This is a genomic window from Undibacterium sp. 5I1 (assembly GCF_034314085.1).
GTDB lineage: Bacteria > Pseudomonadota > Gammaproteobacteria > Burkholderiales > Burkholderiaceae_D > Undibacterium.
In genome coordinates, this window is the sequence record NZ_JAVIWI010000001.1 from 1317217 (window position 1) to 1343836 (window position 26620).

The window sequence follows — 26620 nt, forward strand, 5'->3', positions numbered from 1 at the left end:
AGAGATTTGATTCATGAGCAAAGCCAACGAACTTACCTTTCAAAACGACATGATCGCCCAGCTACAAGCCAACGGCTGGCTACTCGGCAAAGCAGAGCAGTACAACCGCGAACTGGCTTTATATCCCGAAGACGTGATCGGCTTTGTCAAAGATACGCAAGACGAACAATGGCAAAAGTTTTGTGCTTTGTATCCGGTGCAGCCTGAGCAAAAGTTTTTGGAGCGCTTGGCGCAGCAATTGAATAAGGCCGACCCGAATGCTGCGAATAAAGAAATCCGCAGCTTTGGTACGCTGGGTGTATTGCGGCATGAACTCAAAGATCGTGGCACGCGCTTTTCTTTATGCCAGTTTGCGCCTGAACATGATCTTAACCCCGATACGCTGGCGCGCTACAAGCAGAACCGCTTGCGCGTCGTACCTGAGGTGACTTACAGCCCGTGGGCGACCGCTGCGCATCTGGCAGAAACGGGTGTCCAAGCCAAAGAATGGCGTATTGATCTGGTGTTATTCGTGAATGGTATCCCGGTCGCGACGCTGGAACTGAAATCGGAATTTAAGCAAGCGGTACACAATGCGATGAAGCAGTACCGCAGCACGCGCTTGCCTGTTGATCCCGTCACCAAAAAGCCAGAACCGCTGCTGACCTTTAAGCGCGGTGCGTTGGTACATTTTGCGGTGAGTCAGTACGAGGTCTATATGACGACCCGTCTGGAGGGCGATGTCACCTTCTTTTTGCCGTTTAACAAAGGTACGCATGATGGCGGCGAGGGGAATGATGTACCTGCTGACGTCAATCAATATGCGACCGATTATTTGTGGAATGAAGTTTTAGTCCCTGACAATCTGCTAAAAATTTTGAGTCGCTATGTGCATTTGCAGATTGAAGACAAAGAAGACTGGGAGGGGCGTAAGTATAAAAAAGAAAGCCTGATCTTCCCGCGTTATCACCAGTGGGATGTAGTGAACAAATTACTGGCCGCCGCCAAAAGCGAAGGGCCGGGGCAAAAGTATTTGATCCAACATAGTGCGGGTTCGGGTAAATCTAATTCGATTGCCTGGGCTGCGCATCAGCTTTCGTCTTTGTACGACGCCAATGGCGATAAGTTATTTCATTCGGTGATTGTGGTCACAGACCGTACTGTGCTGGATGCGCAATTGCAAGACACGATTGCCCAGTTTGAGCAAACTGATGGCGTGGTTGGTCGTATCAATAACCAAGAGGGCGATGGTTCTAAATCAGAAAAACTCGCCAAAGCCTTGGAAAGCTCGCAGCCGATTATTATCGTCACTATACAAACCTTCCCGTTTGTGCTGCGTGCGATTGAAAACAGCGTCAGCCTGAAAGAACGTAACTACGCCATCATCGCTGACGAGGCACACTCATCACAAACCGGCTCGACTGCAAGACAGCTTAAAGAAGTATTGATGGTCGATGGTACGGCCACCGACGAGGACGAGTTGACGACAGACGATATCCTTGACGCGGCTGTTGCATCGCGCCGTGCGTCGAAGAATCTGACTTACTTAGCTTTTACCGCCACCCCTAAAACCAAGACCTTGGAGCTGTTTGGCCGCCTACCTCGCCCGGATGAAGCACCTTCTAAAACCAATAAGCCCGAAGCCTTCCACGTCTACAGCATGCGCCAGGCGATTGAAGAGGGCTTTATTTTGGATGTCTTGAAGAACTATACCAATTACAAAGTCGCCTATAACCTAGCGATGAAGATGAAGGACGCTGACCAAGAGGTCGAAAGCAAAAAAGCCAAGGTCAAACTCAATCAATGGGTGCGTTTGCATGATCACAACATCAGCCAAAAGGTGATGGTGATTGTCGAGCATTTCAAAACCCATGTGATGGGTTTGCTAGGCGGACAAGCGAAGGCGATGGTAGTGACTAGCTCACGCAAGGAGGCCGTGCGTTATAAGCAGGCGTTCGACAAATACATCACCCAGCAGGGCTACCAAAAAATCCATGCTATGGTGGCGTTCTCGGGCGAAGTGGAATTTAACGATAAAGATCCAAATTCAGATTTCGTGATCGGCGCGAAATTCACCGAAACGAATATGAACCCCAATCTCAAAGGTCGCGATATGCGCAAAGCCTTTGATACCGACGATTACCAAGTGATGATTGTCGCCAATAAGTTCCAGACCGGTTTTGATCAGCCTAAGCTGTGCGCCATGTATGTGGATAAGAAGCTGGGCGGCGTCGAATGTGTGCAAACCCTGTCGCGCTTGAACCGTGTTTATCCCGGCAAGGCGGCAACGGGTACGTTTGTGCTGGATTTCTTTAACGAGCCACAAGAGATTTTAGAGGCGTTCCAGCCTTATTTCCAAACCGCCGAGCTGGCCGATGTCTCTAATCCGAATCTGATTTTTGATCTGTACGACAAATTACGTGCTGCGGAGATTTTTACCTGGTCCGAGGTCGAGCAATTCTGTGAGGCCTTTTTTGTTAAGAGCAAGAGTAACGCCGCCATCGCCAATATCTGCAAGCCCGCGGTCGAACGCTGGCAAAAGCGGTATAAGCACGCTATAGAGGCATATAAGCAAGCCAAAGAGATGTTTGAACGCACAAAGAAGTTTAACGATGCGGTATTACTCGCGAACGCAGAAAACAGCTTCAAAGACTGCAAGAAGGCCAAGGATGCCTTAGAGATATTTAAAAAAGATCTTGGTACCTTTGTCCGCTTCTACGAATTTATGTCGCAGATCGTCGACTACAACGACAAAGACCTGGAAAAACTCAGCCTCTATTCCCGCAATCTACGTCCTATGCTGCGCGAAACGATGATGGATGAGGATGATATTGACCTGAGCAGCATCGTTTTGAGCCATTACCGTGTATCTAAAATCCGGCAGCAGCATTTGATCATGCAGGAGTCGGATGAGTATAAGTTGCTACCGGGCGACGAGGCGGGTACGGCCAAGGCCAAAGACAAGCAGGTCGAGTTTTTATCGCATATCGTGCAACGCCTCAACGAGTTGTTCATTACCGATCAACTGACCGAAGCAGATATGGTGAGCTACGCCAACACCATCAGCGACAAGGTACGCGAGAACGAACTGGTGATGCACCAGATAATGAGTAATAGTCGCGAGCAGGCGATGCTGGGCGATTTTTCTAAGGCCGGGTACAACGCAATAATGGACAGTGGCGCAGCGCATCATAATCAGATGATGCAGCTCTTATCTGATCCTGTGAAGGGGAGCAAGTTTCTTAATGTGGTTTTTGATATTTTGACTGGGACACTGAAGTGATTCTAGTGATGAGTCGGATATGAGTTTGAAGTTTGAACATTAAAAAAGGACTGACAGAAATAAATCTGCAGTCCTTTTTCTAATTGGTCGGGGCGAGAGGATTCGAACCTCCGACCCCGTGCACCCCATGCACGTACGCTACCAGGCTGCGCTACGCCCCGACACTGAGGGGAAGATTATAGTGCATGCTTAGTTTTTTTCCATGACAAATTTGGGTCGTTTTTGCGAGGTTTAGTTTGTGGATACGAAAGACCTTGAATGAAGTTGCTGGCTTTCGCTTACTATTGAGTGGGCCTTAATTTAGCTAAATTTGACTAAATTATTTTCACGCTTAAGCAAAACCTGTGACAATAGTGTTCTTGTTGCTGCATCTATATTGCGGCCTTCGCCGATCAATTTTAAATATGAAAGTGTAGAACAAAGTATGTCCATCAAAATTAGTCAAAACTTTGACGCGGGTGCTATTGAGGTTGTGAGCGCGGTGCAGGCTGATGCGATTGAATTGAAGTTGCGTAAAGATTCGCATGCTGATATCGCACAATGGTTTTACTTCCGCTTGCAAGGGGCACGTGATCAGGATGTGGTGATGCGTGTATTGAACGCGGGAGACTCTACTTACCCGGCGGGTTGGCAAAATTATCGTGCGGTAGCAAGCTACGACCGCGAGAACTGGTTCCGTGTGGACACCGAGTTCGACGGTAAAGTGATGACGATCAGCCATTCACCAGAATTTGATAGTGTGTATTACGCTTATTTTGAGCCGTATAGCTGGGAACGCCATTTGGCGGTATTGGGTAGCGTTGAGCAATCACCTTTGGTTCGTGTAGAAGATTTAGGGAGCACTGTCGATGGCCGCGATTTGAATATGATCGTGGTCGGCGATCCTGCTGCGACAAAAAAAGTCTGGATCATCGCACGCCAGCATCCGGGCGAGACAATGGCCGAGTGGCTGGTAGAGGGCACTTTAAACGCCTTGATCGATGTTGCGAATCCGATTGCGCGCCGTATTTTGGATCAGGCCGTTTTGTATATCGTTCCGAATATGAATCCAGATGGTTCTGTACGCGGTAACCTGCGCACCAATGCAGCGGGCGCTAATTTGAACCGCGAGTGGATGACCCCATCGTTAGAAACTAGTCCGGAAGTTTTTCATGTGAAAAATAAAATCCATGAAATTGGTTGTGATTTGTTTTTGGATATCCATGGTGATGAAGCCTTGCCATATAACTTTGTCGCTGGCAGCGAAATGTTGGCGGGCTTCAGTGAAAAACAGGCGGCTGATCAGCAAGCATTTGTAGATAGTTTTGTGGCCGCTAGCCCAGATTTCCAAACCAAGTTTGGTTACGAGGCGAGCAAATATAACGAAGATGTATTGAAGCTGGCTTCCAAGTACATTGGTCACACTTTTAAATGCGTATCTCTGACTTTAGAATTGCCATTTAAAGACAACGCTAATTTGCCAGATTTAGAAGTCGGCTGGGATGGTGCTCGTAGTATGAAATTGGGTGAGGCGATGTTGCAACCAATTTTAACCGCATTAAATAATGTAAAGAAATAGGCTTTAACACCAAGCTTGAACAATAACCGAAATGATCAGGGTACAGTGACAGTATGGGCATAGAGATCGAACGTAAGTTTCTGGTAACGAATACTGACTGGAAGCAGCAAGGGCAGGGCGTTCATCTATGCCAGGGATACATATGTTCAGACCCTGGTCGTATCGTGCGGGTCAGGATAGAAGGTGAGCAGGCAATGCTCACTATTAAGGGCAAGACTGAAGGGATTTCTCGCGGTGAATGGGAATACCCCATCCCTGTTCAAGATGCTAGAGAATTACTCTCTGGTTTGTGCGCACAGCCTTTAATTGAAAAATACCGTTACCGGATTTTGTACCAAGGTTTGATGTGGGAAGTCGATGAATTTTTGGGTGACAATGCCGGGCTGATTGTGGCAGAAGTCGAACTGGAATCTGAGTCGCAAGCGTTCTCGCGTCCAGCGTGGTTAGGTGAGGAAGTTAGCCATGATCATCGCTATGCGAATGCGAATTTGCTGAAACATCCATTCTGTCAGTGGTAACAATGGCGCCCTGGCGCGCCTGCTCCTATGTTTGAGCGAGCGGCGGGGCAAAAGTCCGGCAAGCTGCTCACAGACCAATTTTTATGGCGTTTGAATTCTAAAAAATGCCATAAATCAATATACTCCCCTTAACAATTGGTAAAATTCATCTACAAGCCAGATTTTATATGGAAAACTAGAATATACCTAGTGGGAGTATATTTATTGGGAATATTCTTTTATCACGTTATTTATTACGCAAAAGTACAATCATCTGCATTAATAACGGCGAGAAATTGACTCTGCAACGCAGGCAGGCCGGTCGCTGCCTTCACGTTCTATGGTGACTTCCCAAGTCATTTGCGCCCCATCTTTGATGTCTTCTACGCTGAGCAAACGCATTTTTGCGCGGACTTTGCTACCGGCTGGCACAGGCGAAACGAAGCGTACTTTGTTTAGCCCGTAATTGACTCCCATTTTGACGTCGGTCATGGTTATCGCATTTTGCATCAGCATCGGCAGCAACGATAAAGTCAAAAAGCCATGCGCGATCGGGCCACCAAATGGCGATTCACGCTTGCTGCGTTCGACGTCGATATGTATCCATTGCAGATCACCAGTCGCTTCGGCGAAGGTATTAATTCTTTGTTGGGTAACTTCTACCCAGTCAGACGTCGCTACTTCTTGACCTACCAAGGATTTCAGTTCGGCTAAATTGTGTATCTCAAGCATGTTGTCTCCTATCAGTTTTATTGTTTTAGTTAATTCAATGACGTAGGTATGTTTTTTTCGAATTGCTACTCGACTATTGTGTCACAGGACGCCTGCCAAACATTCCCATTCCCTTGACCGTACAGACCAGCTGGCCGTGCTGATTTGTCGCACGCCACATGGTAACGACAACGCCACGATCTAGTTTGGAACTTGATGGGCGACTTTCTAATGTCTCTGCTGTGACGGTCAATGTATCGCCGGGTCGCACTGGCAGTATCCAGCGTATTTCATCCAAGCCTGGAGAGCCCATGCTAGTAGAGTCGTTTAAAAAACCATCGACTACGAGGCGCATGATGATGCCGCAAGTGTGCCATCCACTTGCAATCACACCGCCAAAGATGGACTCGCTAGCGGCGTCTTTATTGATATGAAAAGGTTGGGGGTCAAATTGTTGTGCGAAGTGAATAATCTCTTCCTCAGTCAAGGTGCGTTGACCTAATTGAATGACATTACCGGGGATGAAATCTTCGAAGTACCATTTGTAGGTTTTTGCGGTCATGTGCGTTTCCACTCAGGGTGATATTGCAATTCATGCTGACAATAGATAAATAACAGAAAAATCGACGACTTTGCCCGAGGTTTTTTTCAGAGCAAAGTCGTCAACAATGTCAAATTCGCGCAACGTTATTATGCAGCATGTTTAAAACCAGGCTGTGCGACAAATCGCGCAAGGTGGTGATCGGTGTCGCCCAAAGAAAGTTCTATCATCGTCAAGCGCTTAAACATGTGCGCAGCTGGCAACTCATTGGTAACGCCCATACCACCATGCAATTGCACAGCGCTTTGACCGACAAATCGCGCCGCCTGACCGACCCTTGCTTTCGCGGCAGAGACGGTACGACGACGTTCTTCTATATCGCTGGACGATACTTTAACAGCGGCCAAGGTTGCCATTGAACGCGCTTGTTCCATCTCCATAAACATCTCAGCCATGCGATGTTGCAGAACTTGGAATTTACCGATAGGCACGCCAAACTGCTGGCGGGTTTTTAAGTAGTCCAAGGTGGCGTTGGTGATTGCTTCTATCACACCAACTGCTTCCGCGCACAAAAGTGTAATGCCATAGTCCGATGCCGCATCCAATAATTCCCAGCCTGCTGCTTCTGTACCTAACAGGGCGCTCGCTGACACTTTGACGTGGTCAAAACTGATATCCGCCGCGCGATACCCGTCTATTGTGCGGTAATCACGACGACTGATACCAGCCGCTTTAGCATCGACGATAAACAGACTGATACCGGCTGTATCGCGCTGATTACCGCTACTACGAGCAGAAACGATTAGGTGATCGGCTTGCGCTCCATGCAAGACGATCGTTTTTACGCCGTTCAAGACAAAGCCATCTGCATTTTTAGTGGCGGTGGTAACGATATCGAACAGGTCGTGACGCGATTGCTTCTCTGCCAGAGCTGCGGCTAATTTGACTTCGCCACCAGCAACTTGCTCCAGAATTGCTGCATGTGAGCCAGCTTGCTTTAAAAATTCTGCACCTAATACAGTCGCAAAATATGGCTCAATCACGATGCCACGACCGAGCTCTTGCATTACGATCAGCATATCAATCGCGCTACCGTCAAAGCCGCCTTGTGCCTCTGGAATAGGCAATGCCATAGCGCCCAATTCTGCCAATGCGGACCAGGCGGTATCTGATACACCAGCCTCGGATCGAATGATGTGCTTACGTTGTTCGAAGTTATAGTCTTTGGCGACCCATCGTTTGATCGCATCGGCAAACTGTTGCTGTTCTTGCGTTAAGCTGAAATCCATAGTGTTCTCCTCACAGACCCAAGATCATTTGGGTGATGATATTTTTTTGTATCTCGTTAGAGCCGCCGTAGATCGATGTCTTACGGAAGTTGAAGTAATACGAGGCCAGCGGGGCAGCATCGTCGTCACCCATGACGCTGTTTTCTGTCTCACCGTGCATAAACGCAGGATCAAACGGCAAGCTGTAAGGGCCGACAGCTTCGATCATTAATTCAGTCAGACGTTGCTGGATTTCTGTACCTTTGATTTTGAGTAATGAGGCTTCTGGTCCCGGACGGCCACTGTCTTGCGAAATCACACGTAGAACGGTGATTTCTAAGGCCATCAATTCGATTTCTAAACTAGCGACTTTGCTTGCGTACACAGGATCGTCGATTAACGGCTTACCATTTTTTTGATGTTCGGCAGCGACGCGCTTCAGGAACTCTAATTCACGTTTCGCACGTCCCACCGCCGCGATATTGGTACGTTCGTGGCCGAGCAAATATTTGGCGTAAGTCCAGCCTTTATTTTCTTCGCCGATCAGGTTTTGTACTGGCACTTTAACGTTATCGAAGAAGACTTCATTCACTTCATGATCTTCATCCAGCATGATGATAGGGCGAACGGTAATGCCTGGTGTTTTCATGTCGATCAGCAGGAAAGAAATACCTTCTTGCTTGCGACCACCGGAGTCAGTACGCACCAGACAAAAAATCATATCGGCATGTTGCGCCAAGGTAGTCCAAGTTTTTTGGCCGTTGACGATGTACAAATCACCATCACGCTCGGCACGAGTTTTGAGTGAGGCTAAATCGGAGCCTGATCCTGGCTCGGAGTAACCCTGACACCACCAGTCATCACAATTCAGAATACGCGGTAGGTAATGGTCTTTTTGTGCCTGATTACCAAAGGCCATAATCACCGGAGCGACCATATTGACGCCGAATGGCAAGATCGCTGGTGTGCCAGCGCGGGCGCATTCTTCTTCAAAAATATGACGTTGTGTTGCAGTCCAGCCTGTGCCGCCAAATTCTTTTGGCCAACCAGTGCCAACCCAACCTTGCTTGGCAAGGATTTTGTGCCAACGCACAAAGTCTTCACGTGACATACGCTTGTGGTTGAGCACTTTTTGCTTTAAATCAGCAGGCAGATTTGCCTCTAAATAGGTTCTTACTTCATCACGGAAAGACAGGTCTTCCGCCGTGTAATTCAAATCCATGTTGTCTCCTCTTGTTATCGTAATCTGGTGCAATTTGCTACTGTTGGATTGGCGTGCCCGGTCAATGGCATGCAGAAAAACAGAAAAAAGCACGACCGTTCCAAACTAATTGTACAACGGAATCAAAATAAGGTGGAAAGCAAATAATCGGTTTTTTTCGGGTCACATTATTCTTAAAATTAGCTTCAAATTAACTTGAAATTATGTTGATATGGTAATGAAAACGGTAATAAAAAAGCGAAACATCTGTTTCGCTTTTTTAACTACTTCATCAACTATTCTTAACTGACAATTTAGATTTTCAATGAAAATGCTCAGACCCTTGCGGTGGAGCATCGTCCGGCATCTCTGCATGCACCAGTTCTGCTTCGGCATCTGCAAACAGAGGTGCGTGACAATCGTCGCAAAATTCCATCGCAAAAATATCCTCGATTTTATGAATATCGGTAATTCCGCATTCAATCAAAATCTCTGGGATTTCGCCTATGCATAATTCGCCTGTCGGATTATCGATTGCATTGACCTGGTCATCCGGTTGATACATCGGCCAGACAGCGCCATAGACAACCTCGGGTTCTTTTTTGAGGATAAAGCTGATGCGATATTCGTCTACTTGCGCCGGGCTATCTTCTTCACTAAAACCCGCCACAACCACTTTTAGTTCGCTGGCCTCTATCTCTAAAGTTTGCGTTAAATAGAATACGGCAGAGCGTATCAACGCAGGACGGATTTTGATATCAGCCTCACGGCAAGCGGTATAAAACGCTTCCGGCATCAGTAAATCAATATTGCACCCTGGTAGCAAGCGAGTCATGATTGGTGATACTTGCTGTTGCCATTGATCCAGTGCGGTCGCTTTGGCTTGTACGCAATCAAACGGTGATTCTATCGCTTGCCATTGGAATAAAGGCTGTCCTTGCGGCACAATCACTGCGGCCAACAAGAATCGTATATCGGCTAAAAACGGAATCACCGAGAGCAAATCTGTCGGATGTTGCGGTGGCAAGCCTTTCAATTGCGCCATCACCAAACGCTCTAGCAAATCGGATGTTTCGCTATGATTACGTGGTAACTGATCTAGTGAGTACAAAGTCGGTACCAGATGCAGCTGTGCCTGATTGGTCAATAAATGGGTCTGCAAATTTTTTGCTAACAACGCAGCCTGCTCTGAAGGGACCACACCGTGCGCCATTTCAAAACGCGTCCATGCCAACACCGGTGCGGTAATTAGTAAAGCTTCATACATTTTGCCTTCGTACTCAAAAGGATGCGAGGTACTCAGCGCCTCTAATGTCTCGATAAAGACTTCGTAGGCTTCTGGATGATGCTGGAATAAATGTTCAGCCGCTGCATCGAGTATCGGATGATGGTTCTTGAGATTTTTTGTGACCAGATCATCCAGCTGAGCTTGCCAGGTATAGTCTTCAATACGGCTGGCAGACTGCGCGACAGCCACGGCCAGATTAATCAGGCGTTGGCTTTCTACAGATAATTTACTACGTTTTTTTTGTGGTGGTCGGCGCATCAGATTCTTAAGTTTTCTTGTTGTATTGTGTTTTACCAAATAAGGCTTCTTTGGCTTTGTCGTCTAAAAGTGGTTTGCGTAAATCGGCTAATACTTTAACGCCGCGTTGCACCGCAGGGCGGGCATCGATCGTATCAAACCAACGTTTTGTGTTGGGGAAATCAGCCCAGTCTATCCCTTGATTGGCCGCAGAACGCGCCCATGGATAAGTCGCAATGTCAGCAATAGTATATTCATCACCAGCAAGATAAGCCGTTTGGCTTAATTGTTTTTCTAGCACACCATATAAACGTTTAGCTTCATTAGTATAACGATCCACCGCATAGGCAATTTTGGTCGGTGCATAAATGCGGAAATGATGGGCCTGCCCTAGCATAGGGCCAAATCCACCCATCTGAAACATCAGCCATTGCAAGGTCTGGTATTTTTCGCGGTCAGTTTTACCAAGTAATTTACCGGTCTTGCCAGCCAGATATAACAAAATTGCACCAGATTCAAATAGAGAAATCGGCTGTCCGTCAGGTCCATCCGCATCCACAATCGCGGGAATTTTGTTATTTGGAGAAATCGCCAAAAACTCAGGCTTAAATTGGTCTCCGGCACCAATATCAACAGGAATCGCCCGGTATGCCAAACCACATTCTTCCAACATGATATGAATTTTGTGACCGTTAGGGGTAGGCCAAGAGTAGACATCGATCATTAGTGTGCTCCATCAGAAAAGGTTAGCCAGCTAAAAAACTTTGACCCTATTATGCAGAGGTTTGTGATTTTACGCACCGATTTGAATCAGCAATGTTTTTTGAGTAAAAATTTATATCTTTCTGAAACAGATCGTCCAATGATTCTGAGCCTTCTGGCACGATATTGGCCTGTAACCCGCATTATCATTGGACATTCCATTTGAAATTTTGATCAAACTAAATTTGCTCGAGCCAATTGCGTCAGCTATGTCGTTCCGCTTTGTGCGTTTGGATCTTCTAGGCAGCTTGTCAGTCGTCGCTGATGCTGACTGTGATGCTACACGACATGATCATGTTGAACGTCAGCATATTCTGCGGCGCAAGCCATCAGTCACGCAGGATTTAGACGCGATAGAAACCAATGTCACCATTTTTTCTGATCCAAATCCAAGCAACAATAGCAGTCAATATAGCAGCGAGAAAAACGCCGGCTGGCAACACCAAAGATGACCTCTCCAAGTTAGGTATCAGTATTCGTTCTGTAATAACGGCAAAGAGCGGCAATATGGTGCCTAATAGCCCAGATGCCTGCGCCGCACTGTTCCTAAATGGCGCCATCGCTGCGGCTTGGCCGCAAGACTGGTGAATGGCATGAGCAAAGATATACAAAAAATACGGCAAGATCACGAGCCATTGGTCACTAGTTTTCGCCAGAACGATCACGATCATGCCAAATCCGGCAATTAGCCCGATTACACTTGCCCGGCAAATAAGTTTTTGTATGCCGATTTTAGGTAGTAAGCTGCGGCAGCATAAAGTGCCTGCCACATACAATAGCGAGCACAACGACAGCATGCCGCCATAGTCAACGACGCTCCAATGACAACGGTCGATTAACAGAAATGGCGATTGCGTCAGAAAGATGTACTGTCCTAGATACGAACATGCAGTTAGTGCCGTGTACATACAAAATACAGGATGCATTGCGATACGCCGCCATTCCAGCACGATCGCCTTATTTCGATGATCAGCCAAAGGTGCCAGCGACGCTATAACGCAGCGCGGTTTACGCAGGAGAACATAGCCCCAGGCAAGTGCCGCCAAAGTAGCGTAAGCCACGAGAGCCCCAGCCAGTCCTTGATACTCAATCAGATATCCGGCGAGATACAGTCCAACCAGACCAACCAGACCGAGCAGAGCGAAATAGAGGGACAGGACGCTTACCGCATGCTCGCCCGCATAGTGATCGCGTATCATTGCGCGTGCGCAGACGCCAGCGGCAGCGATGCCTGCCCCTTGCGCGAAACGGAGTACGAACAATTGCCAAGCCTGCGCCAAAAAAAAGCAAGCTACCGACGCTAGCGTCAACATCGCAAGCCCGGCCAGTAGAACCTTGCGCCGTCCCCAACGATCAGCCATCGTTCCCCAGATCAGTTGGGTCGAACCAAAGCCCAGAATCAAGCTTGAAAATACCCAAGTAACTGCTACTCCCGGGATGATCTTTTGCATCAATGGTAGCGTCGGCAAAATCAACGCATTACCAAACGAATACATTGACAATAGCAAAACCATGAAGCCGTGAAATTCTAGCCGCGACATACCTCCGGGAAGCTTAAGCATCTGAAGGTCGTCTAGGTCTGAGCTTCTAAACGGCTGCAGCCGCCGTAGACTGACCGATTTAAAACACGCCAATTATTACCATCTCTAAAACAATCAAATCGAATCATGTCATATGCCTTAAAGTCCAAACGCAAGGTTTCTGGCGCGGCAGAGCGATAGCTCTTCCAGATGTCTGTGTCAGGTTACGATAGCAGAAACTTGTTAGCTTTGGTTTTTTAGCTTGATCTGAGTGCGAAACTCCAACATGTCATCGAAATAGCAGAAATCCGGCGCAGGTAATTCTAATACTGGCGATCGAGCGATGAAATCGCTGAGCATACGCTTGCGTACTTGGGCAAATTTTTCTTGTTCAGCAGGATCAAGGTCTGACAAAAAATAATTGAGCGTGCTATGAAATTGATATTTGTCATGTCCTTCTGCACGGAATTGTAAGGTGTCAGCCAGCCGGTCACGCAAGGTTCTGATTTTTTGATTCTCACTCCGGTTTATTGGTTCTAACAGGATGTTATACGGGTTGGTTTGTAGTTCAAGAGCGAGCGGTCGCATGATAAACGGCGTTTTACAAGCGAGATCAAAGCGCTGTAATTTCTTCAAGAACCACGCATTGCAGAATTCTTCACTGGCATCTTTGGGCAAATCCTTTGGGAAGTTATAGCTGCGTTGCGGAAATGAAATACCTTCAAAAACAGTCATGTGATAGCTCGATGCGGGCAATACAGCAATGCGCTTTGTCAACCCGCTGCGCATCAGGGCACATTGCATATCGAGCATTGCCATGAATGTTTCGCTACGTTTGTCGATACGCGAAATAATCGTGTTTCCGGCCCAGCGTGCCGGTGAGCCGTCAGCATTAAATTTTGGCGCATCGCTGGGGCGCTGGCCAAAAGCTGCGCCTGTCGCACCGAACGCCCATGCTGGACTAGTCAGAGCGAGCGCACCTATTTGCAAGGCACTGCGACGCATTGGTAAATGTTGCATAAGATTCTTTCTTGATTAAACAGACTGGCGCGGCAGGAAGTACAAACCGACCGCGCTCAGTGTATGAACTGGTGATGCGCCACTGGATGGCACATCAACTCATCAAAATTGCATTACCACCGGTAGGTCAGGGATGCCTGGAACTGTCGCGCGAAGATAGGTCGTGCATAAATTGCAGTCGCAGTCCCTTGTCCAGTGAGACTGTCTGTGCGTGGATTACCCTCCGTCAGACCCGTTGAGTTGGTCGCATTCTTGACCGAAAACTGAGCTTCCCATGCTTTGAATGGGATACGTACGCCCAGGTCAAGTATTGTGTACGCATTGAGTGCGGTCGTATTGGCATAATCAACATAGCGTTTTCCTACAAAGGTCGCAGTAGCGCTGAATTCAACATCTTGCTCACCGAAAGACAGATTGAGCACAGGCTGAATACTTGCCATTGCTTGCGGTATTTGGGTGATCTGTTTGTTGTTGTATGCCGCACCAGATGAGCCGGTGGTGAGATTCGTCAGGCTTTTAGTCAGTGGTTGCTGGTAAGTCAGGTTACTGTTGACAGAAAATATGCGCGAGGCACGCCAGTTCAATTCCAGCTCGAGACCTTTGGTCTCTGTCTCACCGATCAGTGGCAAAGTTTGGATCAGACCGGTTGCCTGATTCAGGATGATGCCGTTCAAAGACAGGCGATTGAAATGGCTCCAGAATCCGGTCGCAGAAAACGACAATGGCCCTGAGTATCTCCATCCGGCCTCAGCCTGCTGAATATCAGTGACAGGATTAGTCTGCAACAGATAAATATTCTGCAAACGCGGGAATCGTACCGACTTAGTAAAGCGGGCAAACAGCTGCTGCGTATTGTCCGGTTTATAGGACGTACCCAGCGTCCACGAAGTACCGCGCAGAGTTTCGCTCTTACTGGTTGTAGCACCAGTGAAACCACCGACATTATTGTCAGCCAAGGTATAGGCATTTTGTTGATTCTGGGTTCCAGTACCGAAATTTTCGCCTTGATCAGTGAAAATTGTTTGACGTACCCCAGCGTCCACGCTCCACAGCGGAGTTACTTCCCAAGAATCGGCAATATAGGGTGAGACATAGGTGCCGCTTGCGTGGCCGCCTGCATCGCCATTGCCGTAACGAACAAAACCGTTTTCGGTCACTGATCCGACCACGTTGCCGCTCGCATCATAAGCGAGCACATCCAGTGCCTTCGCCTGGCTGCTGACGTTGGTCAAAATCGTATTGGGCATGCGCCGTTGTGTGAAATCGAAATGGCTGTAATAAAGACCAACAGATACATCGTGCTTACCTAAAGGGGTCTCAAATAATTTGTTCAGCCGGATATCGTCGGTGATCGACTTAAGACTGGTGTCAACGGCCGTTAGCTGGCTTTCCAGTACGAGTCCATTTCCAGAGGCGGGATTGTACGCAATACGTTGCCCATTACTGCCGAACTGGTTGGCCAGCACATAACCCACGCTGGTGACGGAGTTGCCAAAGGCATTGCGTGCGGTAGTCAGATTATTGGACAGGTAGGTAGTTGCGCCCTGCGGTGTTGCCCCTGAAAAAACGGCGTCATAAGTGACGTCAGCTTGCACGGCTCCTAAACGGTTGCTCAGATTCCAGCCTTGACCCAGCTTCTGTTCCAATGTGCTGTTGAGCTGTTTCAGATCCGTATGGATACCGTCACCCAAATCGCGTTGCATGTTACCTGCCACGCCATTATTCATCGTGCGGATCGTATAATTACGGAAGTCATTGGAGTTCAGCGTGCCCGTGCCAGCGTCCAATTGGCTATTCAATGAGACCGATGGATTACGAGGGTCAAACAGCGGAATCGCTGTATAAAATGCTGTGCGGTCGTTCAATGCTTTCACTTCAAAATCAAAGTGCCCGTCCGGGAGTTTAAACGTCATGCCAGCAGTTAATTGACCTCCGCGGTCAGCCGTGTAACCAGGCTCGCGCCAGCCTTCGTCTTTGCGATAAAAGCCGCCGACTGCATAGCTGATTTTGTCATTGATAGGACCGGAGACACAACCGTCATACCGCTGAGTATCGTGGCTACCCAGCGTCAGACGCAACGCGCCTTCGGGTGTGTCAGAACCTTTACGGGTGATGATATTAACGGTACCACCAGGGGCATTGTTGGCAAAAATTGGCGACGTTCCACCACGTACAACTTCTACTCGCTCAGTCATTAAATCCAGACGATACAGCGTGTCGATGTTGAAATAGGATTCTTGCGGCTCGTCAAACAGGGGTAAGCCATTTTCCTGCAATTGCACGTAATACCATCCACCTCCAGGCAGACCGCGTGCATAGATATTCTGACCACCACCCTGGCCACCAGAAGCCTCGACTGAGAAGCCCGGCACCCGCTTTAACATATCAACAGTACTGGTTGACGCATCCCGTTGCAATTGACCTTCGTTCAAGGTCGAAATAGCGAAAGGAGCATTGAGTTTCGAGCGACCACGCGCGGTGCCGGTCACCACCACTGATTGCATATCGTCAGTCGCCGCCGCCACTTTGACGTCCGCAGTTTTTGCATTTGTGCTTGGGATGTCTGCAGGTGGCGTGGCAGGTGATGCATAAGCTAACTCCGCTGCGGAGGATAGGAGCGCTGCGGCGTACCATCGGCGCTGGACGTCAGTAGATAAAAAGGCCATTTAAAAGTCTCCGGAAAGGTGGGGAAAGCATTATTATGCGTGACGCATATTACATATTCGTGACATGATTTAAGTTGAAAAATGGATCAGTTTTATGACAAAGTAAGACAGTTCGAGTACGATGCAGACCCTGTGGGACATAGTAATCAAGTGTTTATGTCCGTAGCCTGTCTACCCATCCTGGAAATACATGCCTAGTCATTTTTCTGAAGATAAAATGCGTTGCCCAATTTACTTAAATGTCTGGCATAAACAGGCGGGATCAATAATTTCTGAGGCAATATCAGGACTCACGCAAAACCGCCCAAACTGGGTTGCAGCTTCTTGCTTGGATAATTTTGCATAAGTTCTATATATGATGGGTGTTATTTTGGAACCACTATCCGACAATGAACGCACGGTCTTGAATCTTGTGCGTCTGCACGGCTCAATGCCACGCGCCGCAGTCGCTGGTGCGACGAAATTAACCCAACCATGGGTGCATCGCCTGGTAGATCAGTTGTTGTCCAAGGGGCTACTGCTGGCCAGCGCCCCTCGCAAAGGAACACGTGGACAGCCCAGCGTAACTCTATCGGTTAACGTGCAGGCGGCGTTTTCTATTGGCGTTGCTCTGGGTACCGATAGTGTGGACATATGTCTGGCCGATCTGTCTTGCCAGGTGATTGAACACAAACATATTGAACATCCCGCATCTGACCGGGATGCAACGCTGGCAACGCTTGCGTCGTATATCGAACAAATTCTTGAAAAGCACGACATAAAGTCTCAACAAGTGGTGGGTATGGGCTTATCTATTCCGGGGTTTTTCATCGAGAACAGTCTTCAAATCAATGCCCCCGAAACACTGCGCGAGTGGTCGTTGATAGAACTCGCTCCGCTAGTAAGCAAAGCGGTGGGCATTCCGGTCACGATAGAGAACAATGCAACAGCTGCGGCAATCGGAGAAAATCTTATCGGCGTCGGTCGCTGGGCACGCACCTTTTGCTACCTCGACTTTGGTTATGGATTTGGCTCTGGTCTTATTATCGACGGACAGCCTTACCACGGTAGAAACGGCAACGCCGGTGAAATCATCTTCAGCGTGCCAGGCGTCGACTCGGCGCGACGTCCGGCATTACGATATTTGCTGGAGGTATTACGCATCAATGGCGTGCAAGTTGAATCGCTTGCTCAGTTGACTAAAACATTTGATCCAACTTGGCCGGGCGTTAGCAACTGGTTAGACGAGGTCAAGCCATCACTCGATCAGGTAGTCAACGCGATGGCCGGTCTATTCGATCCTGACGCAATTGTTTTTGGCGGTGCGCTACCACCGGTTCTAGGTAAACAGTTGATAGAGAACACGACTTTATGGCGGTCACAGCACCGGTATGGGGTAGCCCCATCCGAGCCGCATCTTGTCTTAGCGGAGGGCGGCGTTCAAACCCAAGCTTTAGGCGCAGCATTGGCACCACTATGGGAACATTTTTATCATTAAGCCCTGCTTCTGGGGTGTCCCGTATCATCATCACTGACGAATTTATGATAGCCAGATAAATTTTAGGCAAATGTAGAAAAATAGTTCTAGACAAGTCGTTCTAGAAAATATATTCTACTTCCATCGATAAAAAAATCAATGGAAATTTCATGTCTATCATTACCGGTAAATCAAGCAAGAAAAAATCGGCAAGCGCTCCTAGGCCAACCACGGCCGAACTGGATTTGCTGCGGTTGATCTGGCAGCTAGGTCCAGCCACGGCAAAGCGGGTACATCAGATCGCCGTACAAGACCGGCCAGACATGGCGTATGCGACCGTTTTGCGTCTCATGCAGATCATGCATACCAAAGGTTTGCTCAACCGCGATGAGAGCCAACGCTCCCACGTCTACGCCGCTGCCCAGGCACAAGATTCTCTGCAAACCAATTTATTGAAAGAGTTAATCCATAAAGCGTTTTCAGGTTCTGCAAAAGATTTAGTAATGGCGGCTTTGCGTGGTCATGTCAGCAAAGAGGAGAGGGAAGAGATACAAAAGTTTTTGCATGGAGATGAGAAATGATGGATTTCATCAAATCGCTACTGTATCCGGCACTGTATTTTTCTGATTCGGAGTTTGGTAGCAATGTTAGCTCTGGTTTTGCCACCGTCCACACATGGGTTAGCGCCATTGGCTGTGCGCTGATTCACTTCGTCTGGCAAGGGGGCATCATTGCTTCTACTACTGCTTTTTTATTGATGATTTTTAGAAATGCCAGACCACAAATCAGATACTCCATCAGCTGTTTTGCTTTGATCTTATGCGTCATTTTGCCAACGGCTATGGTGATTGATCGGCTTCATTCCTCTGGAGCGGCAGTTCAAAATGTCAGTCTGAGCAATGCCCATCTCGATCTCATGCCAGATACTTTGTCTACCCAGAGATTTGCCAGCTATTTGCAATCTAATTTACTTTGGATCGTTCTGTGCTGGCTAGTCAGTGTGATTATTTTAAGCTTTCGCATGGGTATGGGTTTGTTTTGGATCAGCAGATATACGGATACAAAACGCAACTTGCTATGCAACCAGGCAAATGCACATTTGCAAACTAGACTTACTACATTGGCAAACCAGTTTGGCGTGCGTCGTGATATTGGTTTGCGCGTAGTGGATGATTTAAAAAGTCCGATCACAGTTGGCTGTTGGCGACCATTGATTCTTGTGCCAGCCTCGCTAATGACAGGTATGCCAGCACCGTTGCTAGAAGCTTTGTTAGCGCACGAGCTTGCACACATTAGCCGCTTTGATTATGCCGTCAATCTGATTCAAAGTTTGATTGAAATGCTGTTGTTCTACCACCCGGCCGTGTGGTGGATATCAAAACAAATCCGTATAGAACGTGAACAAATTGCGGATGATCTAGCCGCAAGAATACTAGGCGAACCGCGGCGTCTGGCTCTTGCACTTCAAGAATTGGATCTCTTCCAATTCTCAACCCCTCAACTGGCCCAAGCGGCTCATGGAGGACATCTTATGTCTCGTATCAAACGATTATTGCGCCCGGAAGTACAGCCGATTAACTGGAAAGCAGCAATGTCAGTAGTTACTTTATCTGCAGTTTGTTTAAGTGTGTATGCACATTCAGCTTCGCAGGCTAATCCGCAAGCTGATCCAAATACTAGTGGTGTTGTTAAATCAAATGCCGCAAAACAAGCTAGCAGCGCGTCAACACACAAAATAACTGATCCGATCATTGACTTTAACAAGTGTCATCCAGAATATCCAAGTGACTCCCTGGCAAAGGGGGAGGAAGGTAGCGTATATATGTCCGTATTGATTGATCGTGATGGCACCATCAAACAAACGAAGCTAGATAAAACGAGTGGTTTTCCTGCTTTGGATGAGGCGGTATCAAAAAAATTATTAGCCTGCACCATGAAAGCAACTCCGGGGAAAGTTGATGGCAAGTCACGATTAGCATGGGTCAAGGTTCAGTATGTTTGGAGACTCGATTAAATTCGATGTGCTAATTAATTAGCTAGCTAGAGAAGTTCATCGGCGTAGTGTTTGCTTTAAAAAGTAGGGCATAGATTGGCATTATGTACGATGAGCTTTTCGTTAAATGGTTACAACTTTGCTACTTGGTTGTTGCTGACGTAATACTTGGTATTCAATACTTGATATCGGACTTAAAGTGCTCAAACTCATATTGTCTTTTTTTATTATTTTAGCTTGCACTAACAATAGCGAAGCTTCGCAGTTGCCAGAGTATCCGTTCATCCACACAAGCGGTTTTGCTTATGCCAAAGTGCAGCCAGACTTTGGCGAAATCTTGTTTGAGATTAACGTTATTGATACTGATCCAGATGTGGCTTTTAATAATGCTGCAGCCCGCATAACAGATATAAAAACCCTGTTGGCACAACAAAATATTGCAGAGAACGATATCGTCATCCGTGATTTAAAAAGAAGTGTTAGCAAGACCGACGGTAGCCAAAGCCCATCTACTTCGCTGGTCGAATTGAGCAGTAATATATATATCAAAGTACGCGACCTGAGTCATTGGCAAGCCATCATGTTGCCGATATTAAAGTTAAAAAATCTGGATAAGTTTGGTACGGCGTTTGACATTAGCGAACGTGGAAAAATTGAACTGGATTTAGCCGGTGAGGCGATCAAAGATGCTCAACGCAAGGCTAGTAGTTTGGTGAATATTGCAGGTAAACGCCTAGGTGCAGTCATGGCGATTTCGGAAAGCCGCATCAAAAGTTTAGGCTCATCTTTTGGTGTTGTTAGCGAGAATACGTACTCGCAAGATGGCGATACACGTCTTCAAACCGTAGGAGAGGATTTGTTGCGTGTGCCACCAATCAAATTACAGGCAACGATTGATGTAATGTTTGAGCTAAAGCCTAAGTCGATTAAATAATTAATATCTGCTAACGCAGTGCTACTAACAGCCAATTCCATCTGTATCATTCATTGAAAATTTTTTGAGGAATTTGAAATAGAATATCCAATGATTCTAAGCCTTCTGGCACGATATTGGCCTGTAAGCCTTATGATCATTGGACATTCTATTTGGAGGCTTCTAAAAACATCATACTCGAGCACGTCGCGTCGTCGTAAATCCCAGCAATACCGGTGTATTGCTGCGTCGAGGTTGCAACTCTGCCTAGCGTTGCATCTCGATTAAGGGATTTTTAGAAGTTTTCAATTGAAATTTTTATTAGGCTAAATACGGTTGAACAAGTTCACTAAGCCATGTCATCCAGCTCCGTGTACGTTTGGGTAAGTGGCGGCGGTTGGCATAAAGTAGGGATAGAGGCATTGCCTGTGCCGTATAGTCACTGAGCACTTCGATCAAACGGCCTTGTTGAATTAGTTCTCGTGTGCCTATTTCTGGTGCCTGAATGATGCCAAAGCCCGCTAAGCACGCGGCTTGATAGGCGTCGCTGTTATTGACAGTGACGGTGCCCGACATGGTAATGGTTTTTGTTTTACCGCCATCCGTATATTCAAAGCCAACTGGCTTGCCGCCAAAGTTGCTGGTGTAGTGAATCAATTTATGCTGTGCCAGATCTTCCAGCTTATGCGGTGCGCCGTATTTTTGTAGGTAAGCAGGGCTGACGCAATTAATCTGTCGCAAATTTCCTAGCGGACGGGCGATCAATGCGCTGTCCGTCAGAGTGCCAACCCGCATTACACAATCAAAACCTTCCCGTATCAAATCAACCCGGCGATCGGTGCTGCTTAACTCCACTTCGAGTCTCGGATGCAGTTGTAAAAATTCTGGAAGGTGCGGAATGACGATGTTTCTGGCGAAGGCACTCGGCAAATCCATCCGTAAACGTCCGCTAATCTGCCCGTCGCCTTGCTGGAATAACGTTTGGAGCTCTTCCATATCTACCAGCATGTCTTTGCTGCGCTCATAAAATAAGACGCCGTCTTGCGTCATTTGTACGTTGCGTGTGGTGCGATGGAGTAAACGCGTCCCAACCAAGGCTTCTAATTGCTTTACCGCAGTCGAGATACTCGCTTTGGGCAAACCCATACTATCTGCGGCTTGGGTAAAACTGGCCAACTCTGCCACCCTTACATAAATTTGCATGGCTTCTAAACGATTCATCTGGGACTTCCTTTATTTTTGGACCTTCTTGATATCAATTAGATTAGGTTTGTAATTTGATTGTTCGCTATAAGTGAACAGTGCAATCATTTAACGCATCTTTATTAGGGTTATTCTAGTCTATAAACTCGCTTCATCCCATCTGATATGGGCAATCCCAATTGGAGAACATGATGAATGCAGTCAACAAACCCTACACTGAACAAGCTAAAAAACAATCTGGCGCAATAACTAAGTCGTCAACGGAGGCAAAAATCGCCCTCATCACTGGCGGTAGTCGTGGCCTTGGCAAAAGTGCTGCCATAAAACTGGCGCAACAAGGCGTTGATATCATCCTCACTTATCAAAGCAAGCAAGCGGATGCTTTAGACGTCGTCGCACAGATGAAGGCAATGGGTCGTAATGCTGCGGCGTTGCAGTTGGATGTGGGTAACGCATCGACTTTTGCTGCATTCGCAAGCCAAGTTTCGCAGATATTAGAGCGGCAATGGCAGCGTCAGCAGTTTGATTTTTTGCTTAACAATGCTGGCGTTGGCTCGCACGCGGCGATTGCGGAAACGACCGAAGCGCAATTCGACAATCTGGTCAACATCCACTTTAAAGGCGTATTTTTCTTGACCCAACATTTGTTACCCTTGATCGCAGATCACGGACGCATACTCAATGTATCAACTGGTTTGACCAGATTCGCACTTCCTGGCTACGCGGCTTATGCGTCGATGAAGGGTGCTATTGAAGTATTGACGAAATATCTAGCAAAAGAGCTGGGACCTCGAGGGATTACTGTCAATGTCATCGCTCCAGGCGCGATTGAAACTGATTTTGGTGGCGGTGCAGTGAGAGATAATGCACAGCTCAATAGCTTTGTCGCAAGTCAAACTGCCCTCGGAAGAGTAGGGCTTCCAGATGACATCGGTGGTGCAATCGCTGCTATTTTGTCCGAGAACAGTGGCTGGATAAACGCGCAGAGAATTGAAGCGTCCGGTGGGATGTTTTTATAATTATTCGCTCTTTGCTTAATGCAAGAATGCAGCACTAATTAGCGGTTATCTGAAAGCGTATATTGGCTTGTTTATTACTTGAAAATGAACAAGCCAATTCCGTAAAATAGGGATAGAGACAACACAAAGAGATTCATTTTTAGCGTTCGCTGTCTATGAAATCGGCGCTATATTAAGTCTGATATCGCCGCGCATCACAGCGCAAAGATTTTAAACTTCACGGCTAAAATGCATCACCCAATTGGTTTCCCAAGTCGCGCCTTCGTCGTCAGAAAAAGCCTGCTCCCAGCGAGGCATATCCGGCGCGGATTGTGTCCACAAAAATCGAACTAAAATTGTTTTGTCGTTAAAACTATCGGTGGCGTAAAACGTACCGACGCCATTGTCGAATTGCCCTACCATCGGGGTGTCCAATTTGCCTGGATGACGTCCATCTAACCACCATATTGACCACAATCCACTTGCAGGGTCATATGAACGTATGGTTGCAGCACGATAGGTCCCATCTGGTAGCAGGAGCATATTGTCGTCAAAATTACCGTGGCCGCCCAGAATTTTCTGAGTAATTGTCGTGCCAGCAAACTCAATCCATTCGTCATTGTTTGAAAGTCGTTCTTTTAGACGCTGGTGCTTTACTGTCCAGCGGCCGATAAAGAAGTCGAAATCGGATGCCGTCGACATCTTCGTGGAGGTTTTCATTTTGTTCCAATCATTAATGTATGTTCCGCGAGGGATAATTTGGTGATAAAACGATAGAATATCGATCATATAGGACAATTTAAGGCCTATTAAATATTCTCATCTTTCTGAAATTTATCTATGGCACAAGCCGCAACTCGCGTACTCGCGGTATTGGAATTGCTTCAAACGCACAGACAATTAAGCGGCGCTGAGCTTGCTGAGAGGCTCGGATTAGACCGACGTACTCTGCGGCGTTACATCGTGACGTTAGAAGAAATCGGTATTCCGATCATGGCCGAGCGTGGGCGATATGGCGGCTATTCGCTAATGCCAGGCTACAAGCTACCACCGATGATGTTTACGGATGATGAAGCGCTGGCCTTAGCATTGGGATTGCTAGCCGCACGCAATTTAGGCTTCTCAAAGGCGGCTCCTGCCGTTGAGAGTGCCAAAGCGAAATTAGAACGAATCATGCCTGCTAGACTGCAACAACGATTGAAAGCAATTGATGAAGCAGTTCAACTTGATTTGGCACATGTTACCGCGCCAGATGACAATGCCGTACTGGTGACGTTGAGCGCTGCCACGATGTCGCAACAACGCGTTTATATACGGTATTGTTCAGCACAAGCCCATCAAAGTGAACGGAACTTTGATCCGTATGGTTTGGTTTTCTATTTGGGTAATTGGTATGTGGTCGGACTGTGTCATTTGCGTGCCGGAATAAGGACATTTAGACTTGACCGTATCAAGACCATAAAGCTGTTGAGTGAATGCTTTCGACGGCCTGTTGAGTTCAACGCGCTGACACATTTGCGCGAATCAGTCGCAACTATCCCACGTTCATTCTCGAATACAGTCTTACTGAAAACTGACTTAAAAACTGCTCGAGGCCATTTATTTGATGCGATCGGATTGTTAGCGCAAACTGATTCAGGCGTAATGCTGTACAACCAGTCCGACGATTTAACTTGGTTCGCTCGGCAACTTGTCTCGTTACCTTTTGATTGGGAAGTACAAAGCCCGTCAGAGCTGCGGGATACAGTTGTCACGTTGGCAAAACAGATTTTGCAATCTGTTTAGTTCTTTGTAGACTAACAGCGACCAAATCATTCCAGTTAGCTTGTGCTGGCTCAATGTATTTTCTGGTTTCCAAAAGATCGAGATCATTCGCGTCAATGCGAGAGAATGTGGAAACTTTTAATGACACCACCGGTGCGCCAATATATAAGTAATTAAGACGCTGACCGTCGACAAGAAAATACTAAATATAAATTCGCGTAAATGTATTGGCCGGTTTTTTCGGCGATTTTCGGCGAAGTTGATTAATTCACCGATGACTAGTATGCAGCTAAATGTCGAGATAAATATACATAGGATCATCGACAAAGCTTCAGTGTCGGTTAAGTTGCAGCAGTGCGTGATAGAGAGATTGGCGATTTTAAATGTTTTGTCGAATCCAAATAACTCGAATAAACCGGCAGTAATCGTGATCGTGACGACGACCAAGGGAATGAACCAGGTCAGAAAATATTTGTCCCGGACGGCATCGTTGATTGCTTTGATACATCCAAGGACATACGCAATCATGAGAGCCTCTTGTTGGATTGATCTACGGAGCGATTAAAGTGGAAGTGAGTTTTAAACAGGTGGAGTCCAAATACAGAATGACGTGCCAAGATTCGATACATGTTCACCGAAATTTACTCATGACAAAATTTTCAGGACACCTAATTTGTATCCTAACAGTAATTTTATGAAAAATAATAGTGCTCGGGCCATTCTTGCCCTCCATCTCTCGGTACTGTTGTTTGGCAGTGCAGGCGTTTTGGGTAAAGCTCTGGCTGCGACATCCTTGGTATTGGTTTTTGGACGTACTTTATTTGCTGCCTTAAGCTTGCTGCCGATATTGTTGATGCAGAGACAATTGTCTTTGTGTGGAGTGCCTAAAACAGTGATCTTATGCGGACTATTGCTCGCGGTACATTGGCTGAGTTTTTTTGCTTCACTGAAGGTGGCTCCAGTCGCTTTTGGTTTGATTGGCTTTGCAAGTTTTCCCTTATTCGTGGCTTGGTTGGAGCCTTGGTGGTTTAAGGAGAAACGGCTTGGACGTGATTGGATCGCGGCGTTAGCGGTGGTAATCGGTATGGCGGTAATGGTGAGCGACGCTGGACTGTCTGCAGATGGTTTGGCTTTACATGGCGACGCGGTACTTGGTTTGTTGTTGGGTGTGATGTCGGGTTTGAGCTTCGCCTTATTAGCACTGGCGAATCGGTGGCAGGGCGAGGCGATTCCGCCATTTAAGCTGGCCTTTTTACAAAACAGCGTCGCATGTCTAAGTCTGCTGCCAATGGTGATTTTTTACGATGCTGTTACCCATATCTCGCTTGAAGTATGGTGGGGATTGGTTTTGCTCGGCGTGGTGTTTACAGCCTTGTCACACGGTCTGTTTATGTTTAGCTTGCGTCACGTCTCGGCCCGGTTTGCAAGTCTATTGACTTCGCTAGAACCAGTGTATGGAATTGCACTGGCGTTTTTTATCTTGAATGAAGTGCCGTCAGTTAGGACGATGGTCGGTTGTCTGATCGTGTTGCTGGCGACGACGGTGGCAACTTATTGGCATTCTCGGGTAGACTTTTTCGAAGTGAATAAGAAGGAGATTTAATATACTCCCCCATTCAATATTAAAAATATTAGCTATAGTCCAAGTATCTATTGGACTACTTATATATACGTGGTAGGAGTATATATTTTCCTATTGCGTAGTTTGGATGCTGATTAATCGAGATTTCCATTATGCACATCAGCGGATCTATTTGAGTGC

Annotated in this window: 22 protein-coding genes and 1 tRNA gene; 10 read left to right on the forward strand and 13 right to left on the reverse strand. The window is 47.1% G+C overall.

Annotation, left to right across the window (positions count from 1 at the left end; translation table 11 throughout):
- The first annotated feature begins 13 nt into the window (after positions 1-13).
- Positions 14-3262, forward strand: a complete 3249-nt coding sequence (locus RGU72_RS05950; protein ID WP_322118858.1) for a type I restriction endonuclease subunit R — start codon at positions 14-16, stop codon at positions 3260-3262.
- A gap of 84 nt (positions 3263-3346) precedes the next feature.
- On the opposite strand, the gene RGU72_RS05955 is transcribed toward RGU72_RS05950, so the two are convergent.
- Positions 3347-3423 (reverse strand) — tRNA-Pro (locus tag RGU72_RS05955).
- Between the two features lie 263 nt (positions 3424-3686).
- Here RGU72_RS05955 and RGU72_RS05960 point away from each other — a divergent pair.
- Both RGU72_RS05960 and RGU72_RS05965 read left to right on the forward strand, forming a co-directional pair.
- The gene (locus RGU72_RS05960; RefSeq protein WP_322118859.1) at positions 3687-4820 is read left to right on the forward strand and encodes a M14-type cytosolic carboxypeptidase; all 1134 of its coding nucleotides are present in this window, start codon (positions 3687-3689) and stop codon (positions 4818-4820) included.
- Positions 4821-4873: 53 nt separating this feature from the next.
- Positions 4874-5338, forward strand: a complete 465-nt coding sequence (locus RGU72_RS05965; protein ID WP_322118860.1) for a CYTH domain-containing protein — start codon at positions 4874-4876, stop codon at positions 5336-5338.
- 258 nt (positions 5339-5596) lie between these two features.
- Here the strand turns inward: RGU72_RS05965 and RGU72_RS05970 are convergent, their stop codons facing one another.
- From RGU72_RS05970 to RGU72_RS06010, 9 genes are all read right to left on the reverse strand, one after another.
- Positions 5597-6049, reverse strand: coding sequence for a MaoC family dehydratase (locus RGU72_RS05970; RefSeq protein ID WP_322118861.1), 453 nt, complete (start codon positions 6047-6049; stop codon positions 5597-5599).
- A gap of 73 nt (positions 6050-6122) precedes the next feature.
- Positions 6123-6590, reverse strand: a complete 468-nt coding sequence (locus RGU72_RS05975; RefSeq protein WP_322118862.1) for a MaoC family dehydratase — start codon at positions 6588-6590, stop codon at positions 6123-6125.
- Positions 6591-6718: 128 nt separating this feature from the next.
- The gene (locus RGU72_RS05980) at positions 6719-7858 is read right to left on the reverse strand and encodes an acyl-CoA dehydrogenase (RefSeq protein ID WP_322118863.1); all 1140 of its coding nucleotides are present in this window, start codon (positions 7856-7858) and stop codon (positions 6719-6721) included.
- A gap of 10 nt (positions 7859-7868) precedes the next feature.
- The gene (locus tag RGU72_RS05985) at positions 7869-9059 is read right to left on the reverse strand and encodes an acyl-CoA dehydrogenase family protein (RefSeq protein ID WP_322118864.1); all 1191 of its coding nucleotides are present in this window, start codon (positions 9057-9059) and stop codon (positions 7869-7871) included.
- 301 nt (positions 9060-9360) lie between these two features.
- On the reverse strand, positions 9361-10584 hold the full coding sequence (locus RGU72_RS05990; RefSeq protein ID WP_322118865.1) for a DUF2863 family protein: 1224 nt from the start codon (positions 10582-10584) through the stop codon (positions 9361-9363).
- Positions 10585-10591: 7 nt separating this feature from the next.
- Positions 10592-11287, reverse strand: a complete 696-nt coding sequence (locus RGU72_RS05995; RefSeq protein WP_322118866.1) for a glutathione binding-like protein — start codon at positions 11285-11287, stop codon at positions 10592-10594.
- A 382-nt stretch (positions 11288-11669) separates the two neighbouring features.
- Positions 11670-12887, reverse strand: coding sequence for an MFS transporter (locus tag RGU72_RS06000; RefSeq protein ID WP_322118867.1), 1218 nt, complete (start codon positions 12885-12887; stop codon positions 11670-11672).
- A gap of 201 nt (positions 12888-13088) precedes the next feature.
- A complete protein-coding gene (locus tag RGU72_RS06005; RefSeq protein ID WP_322118868.1) occupies positions 13089-13865 on the reverse strand; it encodes a DUF1868 domain-containing protein in 777 nt (258 codons plus the stop codon).
- 113 nt (positions 13866-13978) lie between these two features.
- Positions 13979-16531 (reverse strand): TonB-dependent receptor, encoded by a 2553-nt coding sequence (locus tag RGU72_RS06010; RefSeq protein ID WP_322118869.1) that lies wholly within the window; start codon positions 16529-16531, stop codon positions 13979-13981.
- 355 nt (positions 16532-16886) lie between these two features.
- Between RGU72_RS06010 and RGU72_RS06015 the strand changes: the two genes are divergently transcribed.
- The 4 genes from RGU72_RS06015 (at position 16887) to RGU72_RS06030 (ending at position 20914) form a co-directional block, all read left to right on the forward strand.
- Complete coding sequence (locus tag RGU72_RS06015; protein ID WP_322118870.1) at positions 16887-18008, forward strand: ROK family protein; 1122 nt, start codon at positions 16887-16889, stop codon at positions 18006-18008.
- Positions 18009-18157: 149 nt separating this feature from the next.
- Entirely contained in the window at positions 18158-18568 is a 411-nt protein-coding gene (locus RGU72_RS06020) for a BlaI/MecI/CopY family transcriptional regulator (protein ID WP_322118871.1), read from the forward strand.
- Entirely contained in the window at positions 18565-20001 is a 1437-nt protein-coding gene (locus RGU72_RS06025; RefSeq protein WP_322118872.1) for a M56 family metallopeptidase, read from the forward strand. The genes RGU72_RS06020 and RGU72_RS06025 overlap by 4 nt, the downstream gene beginning before the upstream one ends.
- Before the next feature lie 178 nt (positions 20002-20179).
- Positions 20180-20914 carry an SIMPL domain-containing protein gene (locus RGU72_RS06030; RefSeq protein ID WP_322118873.1) on the forward strand — a complete coding sequence of 245 codons (735 nt, stop codon included), beginning with the start codon at positions 20180-20182 and terminating at the stop codon, positions 20912-20914.
- 300 nt (positions 20915-21214) lie between these two features.
- On the opposite strand, the gene RGU72_RS06035 is transcribed toward RGU72_RS06030, so the two are convergent.
- Entirely contained in the window at positions 21215-22114 is a 900-nt protein-coding gene (locus tag RGU72_RS06035; RefSeq protein ID WP_322118874.1) for a LysR family transcriptional regulator, read from the reverse strand.
- A gap of 173 nt (positions 22115-22287) precedes the next feature.
- Between RGU72_RS06035 and RGU72_RS06040 the strand changes: the two genes are divergently transcribed.
- Positions 22288-23115, forward strand: coding sequence for an SDR family NAD(P)-dependent oxidoreductase (locus RGU72_RS06040; protein WP_416200103.1), 828 nt, complete (start codon positions 22288-22290; stop codon positions 23113-23115).
- A gap of 210 nt (positions 23116-23325) precedes the next feature.
- On the opposite strand, the gene RGU72_RS06045 is transcribed toward RGU72_RS06040, so the two are convergent.
- Complete coding sequence (locus RGU72_RS06045; RefSeq protein ID WP_322118875.1) at positions 23326-23814, reverse strand: DUF1579 domain-containing protein; 489 nt, start codon at positions 23812-23814, stop codon at positions 23326-23328.
- 120 nt (positions 23815-23934) lie between these two features.
- Between RGU72_RS06045 and RGU72_RS06050 the strand changes: the two genes are divergently transcribed.
- Entirely contained in the window at positions 23935-24879 is a 945-nt protein-coding gene (locus RGU72_RS06050; RefSeq protein ID WP_322118876.1) for a YafY family protein, read from the forward strand.
- Positions 24880-24996: 117 nt separating this feature from the next.
- On the opposite strand, the gene RGU72_RS06055 is transcribed toward RGU72_RS06050, so the two are convergent.
- Positions 24997-25386 (reverse strand): hypothetical protein, encoded by a 390-nt coding sequence (locus RGU72_RS06055; RefSeq protein WP_322118877.1) that lies wholly within the window; start codon positions 25384-25386, stop codon positions 24997-24999.
- A gap of 166 nt (positions 25387-25552) precedes the next feature.
- Here RGU72_RS06055 and RGU72_RS06060 point away from each other — a divergent pair, with 166 nt between their 5' ends.
- The gene (locus tag RGU72_RS06060) at positions 25553-26461 is read left to right on the forward strand and encodes a DMT family transporter (protein WP_322118878.1); all 909 of its coding nucleotides are present in this window, start codon (positions 25553-25555) and stop codon (positions 26459-26461) included.
- Positions 26462-26620: the final 159 nt, after the last annotated feature.